We start from the raw sequence: 13,934 nt of genomic DNA, 5'->3' as shown, positions 1-13,934 counted from the left end.
AGTATGATGATATTAAAGTTATGTCATGCCTGTGATCGAATTATTGGTGAGATTGAGTTAGATGACTTGACCAACAATAGCGCTGACCCTATAATGGATATTGTTGGAAATGTCGCATACGCTCTTTGCCCAAGTTGCCTAAATGACATGGAAATGGCGCCTAGAAATATTTATCATTAGTACTGGCAAAAAGCGGCGTTGTAGGGGCACGATGTATTGTGCCCTAACCTCCACACTATTGTTTCAGAAATAACGTCGGGTCCAGGGATTTATAGGGGCACGATGCATCGTGCCTTTACCAGATTAGGGGTAACAAAATCGTAATTCATGGTTTGAAGCTTGGTAAAAATCCATCGAATAGCGAATAGCGAATATCGCTCATGGGGGTCCTTTATCGGACGTTCATCTTTTTTGTTACCCGAAAGGAAGCGCGGCTTGAATACAATTCATGACTATATTCGACAGGGACTTGATATTAAAGAGATTGAGCAATCCCTAAACTATGGGGAATGGCCCCAAATGATTTGCGATTTAACAGGAAGCCAAAAGGCAGCCTTTGTCGCTCAGCTATTACAAAAGTCTAAGAATGGCTTGATCTTAACATATTCAGAAGAGCAGGCCCAAAAGTGGACTAACGATTTGCGGACTTGGTGCCCTCAAGATACCATTCTACATTTACCCACAACAGAGTGGCTCCCTTTTGAAGTATTGGGTAGAAGTAGAGAAACTACTGCAGACCGAATTCGGGTCATGAATCAACTGGCTCAGAACCGCAAATGTACTGTCGTTGCTTCTGCCCTTGCAGTGGAACGGCGTGTGTTCCCTCTGGACCGCTGGACAGAGTATACGTTAACATTTGAAGTAGGGGAGAGTTATGCCCTACCTGAGGTTCTTACGGCATTAACCTCTGGTGGATATGAGCGGATAGAGACAGTTGGAGGGAAAGGGCAGTTCGCCTTAAGAGGTGGGATTTTGGACGTTGCACCCTTAGACGGAGAGGCAGTGCGCATTGAATTTTTTGATGAGGAAATTGATTCAATTCGGACGTTTGACGTTAGCACTCAGAAATCCATTGCCTCTTTGAACAAGGTGCGTATTTCTCCTGCCATGGAATATGTTGTCACGAGGGAAGAACTAGCGCAACTTCGCTTTGCAATTCGCGCAGAAGCTCGTAAAACGACCGGTCGTCTTGAACGTGCGGGTAGGAAAGATGCGGCTGAACGCTTACGCAGTAAAGTTAATTTTCTGGAAGAAAGGCTTGAACAGGGGATCTTAGATGAAAATATTTATTCTTTTCTAAGCTTAGTTAATACACCACTCGTCCCCTTTTTCTCTTATCTTTCAGAGGATCACTTTATTGTATTAGACGAGCCGTTACGCTTAAAAGAGAAGTTAGAGTTTCAAGCTAACGAGCGTTTACTAGAATTCACTCACCAGCTGGAACACGGTGAGGGGTTTGTTCATCCTGAGACTCAGTTTATCGACTACAATGATATTCTAAGCCACGGAGAGCGACATCCTTTGATCAATCTTTCAACGCTTTTAAGGCAAGCGCCAGGGCTCTCCCCAAAGCGAATTTTCAACCTCAACGCCCGCCCCTTGACGGGCTTTATGGGAAAAACAAGTAAGTTAGTCGAGGAGATAGAGCACCGAAAGAATGCAGGAAATGTGGTGGCGCTGTTTGTTGGCGATGAAGATCATGCCCTGCGTTTGATTCAGGGATTAAAAGATCGTGGATTGACGGCATCTCGCAAAGAACTTAAGGATTCTATTGAAGAAGGACATGTGTATGTTTACCCATATTCCCTCGACCATGGCTTCGAGTTACCGCTCGGAAAACTAGTCATTCTGACTGAAACTGAAATCTATAAGAGAGAGAGCAAGGTTGTTGGTAAGAAGCCTAGCAAACCTGCTCCAAAGAGTATGTTTATCTCGGATCTTAAACCAGGAGATTATGTTGTTCATGCTCACCACGGGATCGGTCAATTTACCGGCATTGAGCGTTTAGCAGTTGAAGGCATCGAAAAGGACTACTTTGGAATCCGCTACGCCGGAGAAGATCGGCTCTATGTTCCTCTGGATCAACTTCATCTCCTGCAAAAGTATTTGGGAAGTGCTGCGGAAACCTTGCCCAAACTATACAAACTCGGGGGGACTGAGTGGTACAAGGTAAAGAGTAAAACACGCAGTGCCGTTAAAGAAATGGCGATTGATTTGGTGAAGCTTTATGCCAAGAGGGAGGCTATCCAAGGCTTTGCTTTTTCTCCTGATAATGTGTGGCAAAATGAATTTGAAGAGAAATTCCCTTACGAAGAGACGCCGGATCAACTTCAGAGCATTGTGGATGTAAAAACTGATATGATGCGTCCACGTCCGATGGACCGCTTACTCTGCGGAGATGTTGGATATGGGAAAACGGAAGTTGCCCTTCGTGCGGCGTTTAAAGCGGTGTTGGATAGTAAGCAAGTAGCAGTCCTCGTACCCACAACTATTTTGGCTCAACAACATTTTAATACCTTTAAGGAGCGGTTTATAGGATATCCGATTACAATTGAAATGCTAAGCCGTTTTCGGTCTCAGAAAGAACAAAAGGTAATACTGGAAGGTCTTAAAGAAGGGCGAATAGATGTCATTGTAGGAACGCACCGTATTCTCTCTGATGCCGTCAAGTTTAAGGATTTGGGATTATTGGTTATTGATGAGGAGCAGCGTTTCGGAGTTGCCCACAAGGAAAAACTGAAAACACTTAAAGGTAACGTTGATGTGCTGACTTTGTCGGCAACCCCAATCCCAAGGACTTTGCATATGTCATTGGTGGGAGTTAGGGACATGAGCGTGATTGAGACCCCACCTGAAGGTCGGTATCCAGTTCAAACGTATGTTACAGAATTTCGAGCTGATGTAGTCCGTGACGCCATAAGGCGTGAGATTCAACGTGGTGGACAAGTATTCTATGTGCATAATAGAGTGGAGGATATGGACAAAGTTACCCATTTTTTGAGTCAGTTGGTTCCCGAGGCTCGGTGCGGTATTGCTCATGGCCAAATGCGCGAAACAGAATTGGAACGTGTTATGCTTGATTTTCTTGAGCAGGAAATGGATGTCCTAGTTTCTACGACCATTATCGAAACGGGACTCGATATGCCTAATGTAAACACTCTTATTATCGATGAGGCCGATCGTTTTGGGTTATCCCAGCTTTATCAGTTGCGCGGGCGTGTTGGACGGTCCAACCGCAAAGCGTTTGCCTACCTTTTATATAAACCACAAAAAGTTCTCACAGAAATTGCAGAGAAACGCCTGGGGGCTATCCGCGAATTTACAGAATTTGGGGCGGGATTTAAAATTGCCATGCGAGATTTGGAAATTCGTGGAGCGGGAAACTTGATTGGTGCCCAACAGCATGGACATTTGGCAGCGGTGGGGTTTGAAATGTATAGTCAAATGCTTAAAGAAGCGGTTCAGGAACTGCGGGGAGAAAAGGTCGAAGAAGTCATCGAACCGAGTATTGAGCTCCAGGTGGATGCCTTTTTACCGGATCCCTATATTGTAGACAGCCAAGCTAAGGCATCGTTATACCAACGGCTGGCTATGGTTCGGGATGAGGATCAACTCAGCGAGATGGTTGACGAATTGGTGGATCGTTTCGGTACTCCTACGCGTGAAGTTGAGCACCTAATCGCAATAATTCGGATCAAATTCCTAGCAAGTTCTTTGAAGATTGAACAAATTCAACAAGCCAAACAAAATGTTAGTATTCGTTTTGCAGCAGATATGGGCATGACGGGTGAGAACTTGATGGCAGTGGCCTCGGCGTCCCCTTATCCTTTGTCTTTCAAGTCGGTGAGCGGTGGGAATCTAGAGTGTAAAATTCGTATCCGCACGCTTGGGCAAGAAGAAGTGATTGAGGCCGTAAGACGAGTGCTCTCAACATTTTGCAATATTGCTTCAAGGACGACTCCTTGATATACTGTTCTCATGTCAAAATTGAAAGGGTGTGTCTAAATGAGAAAGTCTCAGGTGGGGATAATATTGGGAGTTCTTGCATTGATACTTGTGACCACGGGGTGTTCTTCGTTGGTTGGCGGTAAATGGGCGGTAAAAGTTAACGGGGAATCAATTCTGATTAAGGATTATGAGACAAGAGTTGCTGAAGCGCAAAAGACTTATGAAAAACTAGGTATGAAATTTGACACCGAGGAAGGCAAAGCAGCCTTGCCTCAGATTAAAAGCCAGCTATTAGCTCGTATGATCGAGGGAAAACTTATTGCTCAGGAAATAAAGGCCCAAAAGCTTGATCCAGAGGGCGCAAAAATAAAAGAGCAGGAAGATATCATCAAAAAAAATATTGGGGATGATGCTAAATTCCAAGATACACTTAAACAACAGGGAATGACGGAAGCAGAATTAAAGAATTTCCTGACGGTTTATGAGAAGGTAACGGGGGACATCAAAGAAATTAATGACACTGATGCCAAGGCTTTTTTTGATAAAAACGTAGCTAATTATACCCAACCCGAAAGTGTAACAGCTCGTCACATCCTAGTGAAAACAGAAGACGAAGCGAAGGCAATTATTACGCAGCTTTCAGCAGTTAAGGACCAAGCCGCGATCCTTCCTATGTTTGAACAGCTTGCCAAAGAGAAGTCTACTGAGCCGGGAGCTAAAGAATCAGGTGGCGATCTTGGAACCATCACTAAGGGTAAAATGGTTCCTGAATTTGAAACAGCTGTATTTGCCCAAAAAGTAGGTACATTTTCTACTGCCCCTGTAAAAACAGAATTTGGTTATCATGTTATCTTTGCTGAAACGCATACGCCTGAGGTCGCCCCAGACTTTGAGAAGTTAAAAGATCGTGTTAAAGAAGATGCGTTGAATACCGCTAAAGACACGAAGTTCCAGACATATTTTGACGATCTGCAAAAGAAGGCAAAGACCGAGTATGCTAAAGGATATGAGCCTGCAAGTTAATGTAGCAGCACGAGATCTCCTGACAGGGCGGAACAAAAAGGCAACAATAATACTAAATGGAAAACGACTACAAAAGAAGGCAATTAAAAATAATTGCCTTCTTTTGTTTTACATTGGAAAAAAATGAATAAATGGCAATCCCTAGATATATACTATCATTGAATTTAAGGTTCAAGATGCAAGTGCTAAATGAGTTTTCGGGAACGACAAAAGGAGGAAAGTACGTTATGAAAGCAACAGGTATCGTAAGAAGAATTGATGACCTCGGTCGTGTCGTTATTCCAAAGGAAATTCGTCGGACTCTTCGAATTCGGGAAGGAGATCCGCTAGAGATTTTTGTAGATCGGGAAGGGGAGGTCATCCTGAAAAAATATTCTCCCATTCGTGAGTTGGGGGAATTCGCCAAAGAATATGCTGACTCGCTTTTCGAGGCAACTGGGCATATTACTTGTATTACAGATCGTGATACAATTATTGCAGTATCGGGAGCATCAAAGAAAGAGTACCTTAACAAAGCAATAGGACCTGCTATAGAACAAGCCATGGAGGAAAGGAAGACTATTAATATTGGAACTATTGGGGAACATGATTTATGTAAAAGCTGTCCTGAAAATGAAGAAGGCGACAAATGTAAGTATACAAGTGAAGTCATTGCCCCGATTATTTCCCAAGGGGATCCGATAGGCGCCGTGATGCTTATGTCCAAGGAGCCTAATATGAAAATGGGAGAGTTGGAGATTAAATTAGTCGAGACTGCCGCTGGTTTTTTAGCAAAGCAGATGGAACAATAACCTTAAGATTCGAGAAGGAACAAGATAAAATAAAGCGGTCTTGCCGCTTTATTTTATTTACTAGGTAGAAAGTATAATTGACTGAATGCTTGGTGTCAGCCAAGTTTTCTGTATACCGGAAGAGATTAGTTTATGGTAAAATACTTCTAGGAGGTGAAAAAAATGTCCTCGTGTCTTCATGTTATGGGCTTAGGCCCTTCTGGACTTGAACAGTTAACTCTAGGAAACTACCGTCGAATACTCGGTGCGAAGAGAATTTTTGCTCGAACTGCAGAACATCCTTGTGTTCAGGAATTGATGGCCGAGGGTATATGTGTAGAATCGTTTGATGAGATCTATGCCACAAAGCCTTCTTTCGAGGAGGTTTATGAAAGCATTACCGAACAGTTACGTAAAGAACTAAAAAAGGGCACTGATGTTATTTACGTGGTACCAGGACATCCCATGGTCGCTGAGAAGACTGTACAACTTATTGAGGAAAAGCTCGCACAAGAATATGAGGTAGTGATTCATCCGGCCATGAGCTTTGTCGATGAGATTTTTAGAGTCTTAAAGTTCGATCCTATTGATGGGGTGTTAATACGAAATAATGATGCGCTAAAAGATGTAGGACTCACGGGGAAAGAATGGCTGATAATTCCTCAAGTGTATAATAAATTAATAGCCTCAGAGGTCAAATTGGATCTTATGAGTTCTTACCCTGATGAGGCATGGGTGTATATTACAAAAGCCCTTGGAACCCCTGAAGAGCAGGTGGACAAGCTTCCACTATTCGAGATGGATCATGGAACGTTCGATCATTTGACGACCATAGTTTTACCGCCTAATTCAGAGGTTATCTCACTATCTAAATTGATTAAAGTGATGGCCTTATTGCGTTCTGATCAAGGGTGTGCATGGGACCGAGAACAAACACATGATACGTTAAAACCGTGTCTGATCGAAGAGAGTTATGAAGTTCTTGAGGCAATAGAGAAAAAGGATATGTATAATTTGTGTGAAGAGTTGGGAGACTTATTATTGCAAGTCGTTTTTCATACTCAACTTGCCTCAGAAGATCAAGACTTTGATATTCAAGACGTGCTGAAAGAGATTATTCAAAAACTGATTCGCAGGCATCCTCATGTTTTCGGAGAGGAGAAGGTAGAGAGCGCTGATGATGTGATCCGTACTTGGGATAGAATTAAGCAGGAAGAGAAAACGGACGGAAATGCTGAGCTAGTCTTTTTTAATGACCCGTTAGGCCTACCAGCACTCATGTGGGCTTCCTCAACGCAACGTAGAGCGGCCAAGGTCGGGTTTGACTGGTCAGAGATTGATGGGCCTTGGGGGAAAGTCGAGGAGGAGTTACAAGAGCTTAAAAGTGCCTTGTCTGATGGTATAGGAATACGTGAAGAACTTGGTGATTTGATGTTTTCAATTGTCAATTTATCTCGTTTCTTGAAGCTTGATGCGGAAGACGTACTAAGGGATACCATACATAAGTTTCAACGTCGTTTTCTGAATATGGTCGATTTAGCCCGAAAAGACGGTCTGGACTTAGAAAAATTACCTCTAGACGAGATGGACATTTTTTGGGAAAAAGCTAAATCCAAAGAAAAAAGTGGTAAATTAATCTAATATAAATTAAAAAAGCAGGAGAATTGATTATTTATCGCGAAATATAAATTGTCGTGATAAGATCAGTTATTAGGAGGGACTATTTTTGAATAAGGCTGAATTAGTTAGCGCTGTTGCTGAGAAAGCTGACATGTCCAAAAAGGATGCAGAAAAGGCTGTTAGTGCCGTTTTTGCTACAATCGAGCAATCCTTGGCACAAAGTGAAAAAGTTCAACTGGTTGGTTTTGGGACGTTCGAAGTAAAAGATCGTGCAGAACGAACGGGAAGAAATCCCCAAACTAAGGAAACAATTTTGATTCCAGCGGCCAAAGTACCTGGTTTCAAAGCAGGGAAGGCTCTTAAAGACGCAGTCCAAAAATGAGTCTTCGGACATTTTTACAAAATCAGGTTCCAGCTTCTGGAACCTGATTTTGTATATCAAAAAACACAGCTTTGTGTTGAGAAGGATGTGAATGCATGCGCATCGATAAATACTTAAAAGTTTCTCGCCTGATCAAGCGACGAACGGTTGCCAAAGATGTCTGTGTGGGGGAAAAGATCGGAATTAACGGACGGGTTGTTAAACCCTCAGCAGAAGTAAAGATCGGGGACCGTATCACTCTAGAAATGGGAAGTCATATTCTTGAAGTCCAAGTATTGGCGATTCCGAACAGTGTAAGGGCCAATGAAGCACACACTCTCTATGAATTGATTCGCGATGAGCGAAAGACAGAGTCTTAAGATTAAAGACTCTGTCTTTTTTCTCTTATAATTCAAATTTTAAAGTTCTAAAATAACAATCCTGTCATCTTGGCCTAGTTACAATCGATAAGGAAGATGGTTAGAAAGTATCCAATACGCTTTTCGTGCTAAAAACACGAATGGCGTATTTTGCGTCAAGAACAAAAATAGCGCCAGATACGCCCAAATCGCCTTTAAAACTCCTAGACTATAAGTATCCCTCCCATTACCCATTTAGGGAAGTCTCTTTGCTTAGAGAGCACGCTAAGCGTGTTTGCGTCCAAAACGCAAACAACGTCCATAAACCTTCCACATTCTTCCACCGCGTCGACTAAGCCGTTACACCCGTATGGATACATTAAATTGTTCTTACAGGTGCAACGGCGAGAAAATGCAAGCCAAAGAACAGTCCCCAAAACTTGCACCCACATTTGAGTTTGCGTCAACGCTAACAGCCCCCCAAGAGCTTCCCACCTCGCCGAAGCCGTGTCCCTATAGGAATACCTTGCGGCGTAGGATGATGCGAAACTGCTAAGACACTTTCTCACTTCTAAAGGACGTGCAAGTTGAATAGGGTTAAGAAGAAAAAGAGTTAGGGGGATGGGGCATGGTGGACAAAGTGAGCAAGGGACATCGCCTTGTCATGGAAAATCGCGAACAAATTGCGTTGACCGGCGTTAAAAAGGTGCAGTCCTTTGACCCCAAGGAAATTGTTCTGGAAACTGAACTTGGAATATTGAGTATCAAAGGGGAACAGCTTGGCATCAAACTGCTTAATCTTGAGGAAGGTAAAATTGATCTTCAAGGGCATGTCGGTGCTTTAATCTATCAACGAAATACGAATGGCGGCTCACGTCAAGGATTGATGAACCGAATTTTTCGTTAACAAGGCCTCCCGCGTTAGAAGAAAGGAGGAAGCGCAATCTCAGAATTCGTGACGTTTTTTTGGGTAATTGTATCTGGGGCAGCCGTTGGATTAATTTTCGACTTTTATCGTTCTTTTCGTCGTTGGCAAGGCTGGGGTCAGGTTCTGACGTTTATAGGCGATGTACTCTTTTCACTAGTTGCACTGTTTATTCTTTTCCGCTTTTTTGAAAGGGCAAATGCTCTAGCCTTTCGTTTTTATATTATTTGGGGTTGTCTGCTAGGTTTAGTTCTATATTTAAGACTGTTGAGCCGTTTTTTCGTACGCTTCTTCTTTGGAATTTATCGGGTTATGACTTACCTCGCAGGAATTATCCACAGAGGTATTATGATTCCAATAAGAGGGATAGTTTTGATCATGAGACTGCCCTATGCAATATTGAAATGGTTTAGCATGCTTGTCTATCGGATCGGAGAGATTTTCCTTCTTGACGTAATCATCCATACTAAAAGAAGGCTGAAAAGGTGGTGGAACAGCCGTATACCACCTAGGACTAATGGGTGAATTTTCTCAGAGGGATTGATTACCTAAGGGGGAATAGCTATAATGGAGCTATATTGATAATTTGTCCATGTTTTGTAGATGATATGTAAGTAATTTGTCCACAGGTTATCCACACGTGTGTATAACTTTTCAGCAAGGGTGTGCCACAGTGCAAATAGAAATTCGAGGTTTGGAAAAACTAAGCTTTCGGGAACGCCAAGCGGTGATCCTTAAAGAAAGTGGAAAATCTTTTGAAAACATCGCTAAACAGCTCCATATTAGTCAAAGTTCGGTGGCAACGTTATTGACCCGTGCAAGAAGCAAAGGGTACGAGATTGTTTGCATTATTCCAGGTGCAGAGCTTGGTTTAGGGGGAGGAGATCTGGATGAAGAGGACTCGTCAGAAGATTAATACTCAAAATCGGCCGAGGGTTCGACTTCGTTTGGGTACTATCTTTGTTCTATGCTTTATGGTCGCTGTAGTCGGAAGCTCCACATGGCAAATATGGAAACTGCGATCTAACGTAGAAGCACAGTTAGCCCAATTAAATCAAGAAAAGGTCTTATTACTTCAACAGGAAAAACTTCTACACGATGAAATTACTCAATTGAACACTCCAAGCTACATAGAAAAATTAGCCAGAGAGCAGTTAGGACTTGTAAAACGAGGCGAAATTCTCATTTCTCCCAAGAATTAGTACCCCACATTGCTTTTCTTAACCTTGACAGGCGTGAAATTTACTGCATATAATATAGAGAAGATATAGATATATCATCACAAGGAGGAGTTTACTTCGTATGGCCATTGACGTTGGCAGTATTGTTGAAGGAGTCGTTACTGGGATCACGAACTTCGGAGCATTTATTGAGTTGCCGGATAGAGTAACCGGTCTCGTACATATCTCGGAAGTTGCTGACGCCTATGTCAAGGACGTCCGAGATTATTTAAAAGAACAGGATCATGTTAAGGTAAAAGTCATTCATGTCGATGAAAAAGGAAAAATTGGACTCTCAATTAAACAAGCAAATCCTCCTGTTCGTAATGTGGGTCGTGAACGCCGTCTTCCACCGACCGTGTCCTTTGAGGATAAGTTGGCTAAGTTTATAAAAGACAGTGATGAGCGTCAGACAGAATTTCGTCGTGCTACAGACTCTAAACGTGGAGGCAGAGGTTCAAGTAGATCTTAGTTGTAAACCGCCGGAAGGCGGTTTTTTTATTTTAAGTTAATTTTAGTTTAAGGAGCTCCGACAAAGATTTATATTATATTAAGTTTCCTTTAGTAAATGTCGATACTTTTAAGAGAGCCTAAGGGTTAATGATACAATATAAAGAGATTAGTTATGAACCACGTCGAAAGTTGTTGGGCATAAGTGACTTGACTAGACAAGCTTTGCCAAATATGTGAGTTATAATATTACCATAAAATGGTTAAGAGGTGATATTATGGCAGAATGGACAACGTTGAAACTAGATCAAGGCCTGCGTAGCAGGATTTCAATCGAAAGTACGTTTTTTCCACTATTATTAGGAGCACTATTGGCGAGAGGTAGTATTTTGGGCTTCCATCCCTTTGGAGTTGCATTCGGGGCAGTCTTGCTCATAAGGGGAGAGAGTGGGGTAATATTTGGTATTCTCGGTATTCTCATTGGTGTTATTTCACTGGGGGATATGTCCTTTACATTACAAGTTATAGCTATGCTAGCAGCTTTGACAGTGATTATGCCCCCTATGCGCAAAAAAAAGCACGAAGGGATATATTTGGTTACCTTGACTGGTGTAGTGGTAGCCCTCATTTCTTCTCTAGCTATAAGCTTTGCAAAGCCAGATCTTTATGAATTTTTCTCAGTTGGACTTCATAGTATATTGGCTGGAGGGTTTTCAATCATTTTTTGGTATGCAATGTGTCATCAGGAGGCTATTTGGAGAGGTGAATTCCAGCGTGAACAAGGAATCGCCTGGCTTTTTATACTTATTGGAGTGATTAGTGGCCTCCAAGGTGTACAGGTGATGGACATAAACCTCTCAATTGTTTTATTAAGTTTTTTTATTTTATTTGTTTCTGAAAGGTATGGAGCGGGAACTTCGGCAGGAGTTGGAGCAATACTGGGTTTTATGCCCCAATTAACCACTATAAATCCTCAAAATTTAATGGATGCAGGGATTTACGGTTTAGCTGGTTTTTGTACAGGTGCATTTCGACGGTTTGGCAAATTAGGAATAGGAACTGCTTTTATTGCTGTTATGCTGATGCTTACAGTCTTTTTGAGACAAGAGGCAGTATATTCTCAGCTTATTTCCTCTACAATTGGTTTATTTCTGTTTATTCTATGGCCGGGAGCAACTCCCCAAAAGAATTTTCTGAAGCCTAAGGTAATTCCTGAGGTAGAAACCACTGTTACCAAGGTTAAGGCATTGGCAGAAATTTTTGATCAAATTGCTCTGAGCTATCAAGCGTCCGAGGCAGAATCGTTTGAGATGCGCCCAGAAGTTCCTGAACTCATGAATGTTTTGGTAGAGCGTGTGTGCCATTCGTGCCCGACCATGGAGGCTTGTTGGAATCGAGAGTTTTATAAAACTTACCATATTTTCTTTGAGCTGTTTGGTTTGGTAGAAAACCAAACAGATGTCAAATTACAATCTCTACCGATCGAATGGAAACGTCATTGCGGACGACTGAAGGAAATGCTATTGGGCGTGCAATTTATCATTGAACAAGAAAAGAGCCAGGAGACATGGCGCCGCCGCCTGCTCCTCAATCAAGAGGCTTTGTCTCGTCAGTTTCTTAACGTTTCGCAGGTCATCGGGAATCTAGCTAAAGAGCTTCATACACAGCACAATTGGGAAGTCGTAAAACCATCAAATTTAGCTCGTCGCCGTCGGCACTTTCTTGATGTGGGTTTAACTACATTTACGAAAACTGGAAATGGAATGAGTGGAGATAACTATGCTTCTATAGCATTCTCGACAACCCAGCATGCCTTTATTTTAAGCGATGGAATGGGTGTGGGGGAAAATGCTTCTAAGATGAGTGCTACTGCGCTGTCCCTCCTTGAGCAGCTTCTTACCACAGGGTTTGACCCTGAAGGTGCGATTCAAGCCCTAAACTCAATTCTCGTTCTGCGTTCCCCAGAAGAAAGTTTTGTAACGATTGATATGGCGATTTTGGATTTAGAATCTGCTAATGTGAAGCTAGTTAAAGTGGGTGCGTCCGCCTCTTATCTACTCGGCAATGATGGCGTGAAATCGTTTGCATCGTCTAGTCTTCCAGCGGGTATCTTAAATCAGATAGATATACCTGTTATTGAGCTGGAGATGCAGAGCGGGGAAACGTTAATTTTATTGACAGATGGTGTACAGGACGTTTTAAAGGAAGGGACAGACTGGATTCGAGATTTTCTAGAGAACATAACGATAGAAAAATCCCAAGATATCACAGAACTTATCGGGCAGGAAGCTCGCCGCTTGAGCGGGGGGGCTTTAGATGATGATGGTATTATATTAGCAATTAGAAAGAACTATTGGAATGAGTGATGTTTTATGTCGGATGTTACCGATCTTATCCTCCTAGCAGGACAGTTGATTTTAGAGAATGGCGGGGAAACTTCTCGTGTCGAAGAGACTATGATGCGCATGGCCCTGGCTGGAGGAGGGAATATGGCTGACGTCTTTGTCATTCCACAAGGGATATTTTGTACTGTAAACGTTGGGATTCAGACTCATACACGCATTGTTAGAATTCATAACCGAGGGTTGAACCTTGCTAAAGTACTTGAGGTGAACCGGATTTCACGGCAACTTTCAGCAGGTATTTTAACGGTAGAAACTGCGTATAATGAGCTTCTGAAGGTAGATGGATTGCCTAGGAGATATCCAACAGGAATTCGTCTCCTAGCAGGGGCAATAGGTAGTGCTAGTTTTGGCTATTTATTAGGCGCTCATATAGAATCCGTCTTTGTGGCGGGTGTGACTGGCTTATTAGTTATGTTAGTAATGGAATTTCTCCAGAAACAAGAAGTTCTATACTTTATGGCGCTAGCAATTGCAGGGGTTATGACAACAGTTGTGAATCTTGCTATAAAACAGTATTGGCCAGGCATTGAATTTGACTTGGCCATCATTGGATCAATTATGTCATTGGTACCAGGCTTAGCGATTACGACCTCAGTCAGGGATGCCTTATTTGAAGATCTTATTTCGGCATTGATTCGAGGGGCAGAAGCGTTTGGAGTCGCGCTTTCCATTGCGTCTGGAGTTGGGGCAGTTTTGACATTTTATTTGTGGATTGGTGGAATCTTACCTTGAAGACTCAAGTACATAAATTATGCTATAAGCAGGAAATCAGAAATATGCGTCGAATTAAGTTATCATGTCTCTAATTGGGTTGCCCTAGCCTTAGGTTAAAAAAACTAAATATTTAAAATTG

At 42.4% G+C, this 13,934-nt stretch carries 15 protein-coding genes; 14 read left to right on the top strand and 1 reads right to left on the bottom strand.

The genetic code is table 11. The annotated features are described in order from the left end of the window. Positions 1–3 precede the first annotated feature (3 nt). The 7 genes from E4K67_RS30200 (at position 4) to E4K67_RS18655 (ending at position 8,102) form a co-directional block, all read left to right on the top strand. Complete coding sequence (locus tag E4K67_RS30200; protein WP_199242593.1) at positions 4–180, top strand: hypothetical protein; 177 nt, start codon at positions 4–6, stop codon at positions 178–180. Positions 181–435: 255 nt separating this feature from the next. Next, positions 436–3,966, top strand: coding sequence for a transcription-repair coupling factor (gene mfd / locus E4K67_RS18680; protein ID WP_135549494.1), 3,531 nt, complete (start codon positions 436–438; stop codon positions 3,964–3,966). Between the two features lie 39 nt (positions 3,967–4,005). Beyond that, a complete protein-coding gene (locus tag E4K67_RS18675) occupies positions 4,006–4,971 on the top strand; it encodes a peptidylprolyl isomerase (protein ID WP_135549492.1) in 966 nt (321 codons plus the stop codon). 227 nt (positions 4,972–5,198) lie between these two features. Next, the gene (gene spoVT, locus E4K67_RS18670; RefSeq protein WP_135549489.1) at positions 5,199–5,762 is read left to right on the top strand and encodes a stage V sporulation protein T; all 564 of its coding nucleotides are present in this window, start codon (positions 5,199–5,201) and stop codon (positions 5,760–5,762) included. A 162-nt stretch (positions 5,763–5,924) separates the two neighbouring features. Next, positions 5,925–7,382 (top strand): bifunctional methyltransferase/pyrophosphohydrolase YabN, encoded by a 1,458-nt coding sequence (gene yabN, locus E4K67_RS18665; protein ID WP_135549486.1) that lies wholly within the window; start codon positions 5,925–5,927, stop codon positions 7,380–7,382. An 85-nt stretch (positions 7,383–7,467) separates the two neighbouring features. Further along, on the top strand, positions 7,468–7,743 hold the full coding sequence (locus E4K67_RS18660) for an HU family DNA-binding protein (protein ID WP_135549483.1): 276 nt from the start codon (positions 7,468–7,470) through the stop codon (positions 7,741–7,743). A 95-nt stretch (positions 7,744–7,838) separates the two neighbouring features. Beyond that, complete coding sequence (locus E4K67_RS18655; protein ID WP_135549480.1) at positions 7,839–8,102, top strand: RNA-binding S4 domain-containing protein; 264 nt, start codon at positions 7,839–7,841, stop codon at positions 8,100–8,102. Positions 8,103–8,305: 203 nt separating this feature from the next. On the opposite strand, the gene E4K67_RS18650 is transcribed toward E4K67_RS18655, so the two are convergent. Further along, a complete protein-coding gene (locus E4K67_RS18650; protein WP_135549477.1) occupies positions 8,306–8,548 on the bottom strand; it encodes a hypothetical protein in 243 nt (80 codons plus the stop codon). Between the two features lie 161 nt (positions 8,549–8,709). Here E4K67_RS18650 and yabP point away from each other — a divergent pair, with 161 nt between their 5' ends. The 7 genes from yabP to E4K67_RS18615 all read left to right on the top strand — a co-directional run bounded on the left by yabP (position 8,710) and on the right by E4K67_RS18615 (position 13,813). Beyond that, entirely contained in the window at positions 8,710–8,988 is a 279-nt protein-coding gene (yabP, locus tag E4K67_RS18645; protein ID WP_135549475.1) for a sporulation protein YabP, read from the top strand. A gap of 48 nt (positions 8,989–9,036) precedes the next feature. After that, on the top strand, positions 9,037–9,531 hold the full coding sequence (gene yabQ, locus E4K67_RS31595) for a spore cortex biosynthesis protein YabQ (protein WP_135549472.1): 495 nt from the start codon (positions 9,037–9,039) through the stop codon (positions 9,529–9,531). A 148-nt stretch (positions 9,532–9,679) separates the two neighbouring features. Next, on the top strand, positions 9,680–9,922 hold the full coding sequence (locus E4K67_RS18635; RefSeq protein ID WP_135549469.1) for a sigma factor-like helix-turn-helix DNA-binding protein: 243 nt from the start codon (positions 9,680–9,682) through the stop codon (positions 9,920–9,922). Further along, positions 9,897–10,208 (top strand): FtsB family cell division protein, encoded by a 312-nt coding sequence (locus E4K67_RS18630; RefSeq protein WP_135549465.1) that lies wholly within the window; start codon positions 9,897–9,899, stop codon positions 10,206–10,208. Before E4K67_RS18635 ends, E4K67_RS18630 begins: the two co-directional genes overlap by 26 nt. Before the next feature lie 100 nt (positions 10,209–10,308). After that, positions 10,309–10,698 (top strand): S1 RNA-binding domain-containing protein, encoded by a 390-nt coding sequence (locus E4K67_RS18625; RefSeq protein ID WP_135549463.1) that lies wholly within the window; start codon positions 10,309–10,311, stop codon positions 10,696–10,698. Positions 10,699–10,954: 256 nt separating this feature from the next. After that, a complete protein-coding gene (locus tag E4K67_RS18620) occupies positions 10,955–13,042 on the top strand; it encodes a SpoIIE family protein phosphatase (RefSeq protein ID WP_135549460.1) in 2,088 nt (695 codons plus the stop codon). 6 nt (positions 13,043–13,048) lie between these two features. After that, positions 13,049–13,813, top strand: coding sequence for a threonine/serine exporter family protein (locus E4K67_RS18615; protein WP_135549458.1), 765 nt, complete (start codon positions 13,049–13,051; stop codon positions 13,811–13,813). The last annotated feature ends 121 nt before the right edge of the window (positions 13,814–13,934 follow it).

Origin of the sequence: Desulfosporosinus fructosivorans (assembly GCF_004766045.1) — a bacterium.
Lineage (GTDB): Bacteria > Bacillota > Desulfitobacteriia > Desulfitobacteriales > Desulfitobacteriaceae > Desulfosporosinus > Desulfosporosinus fructosivorans.
This window is presented reverse-complemented; position numbering and strand designations above follow the sequence as displayed.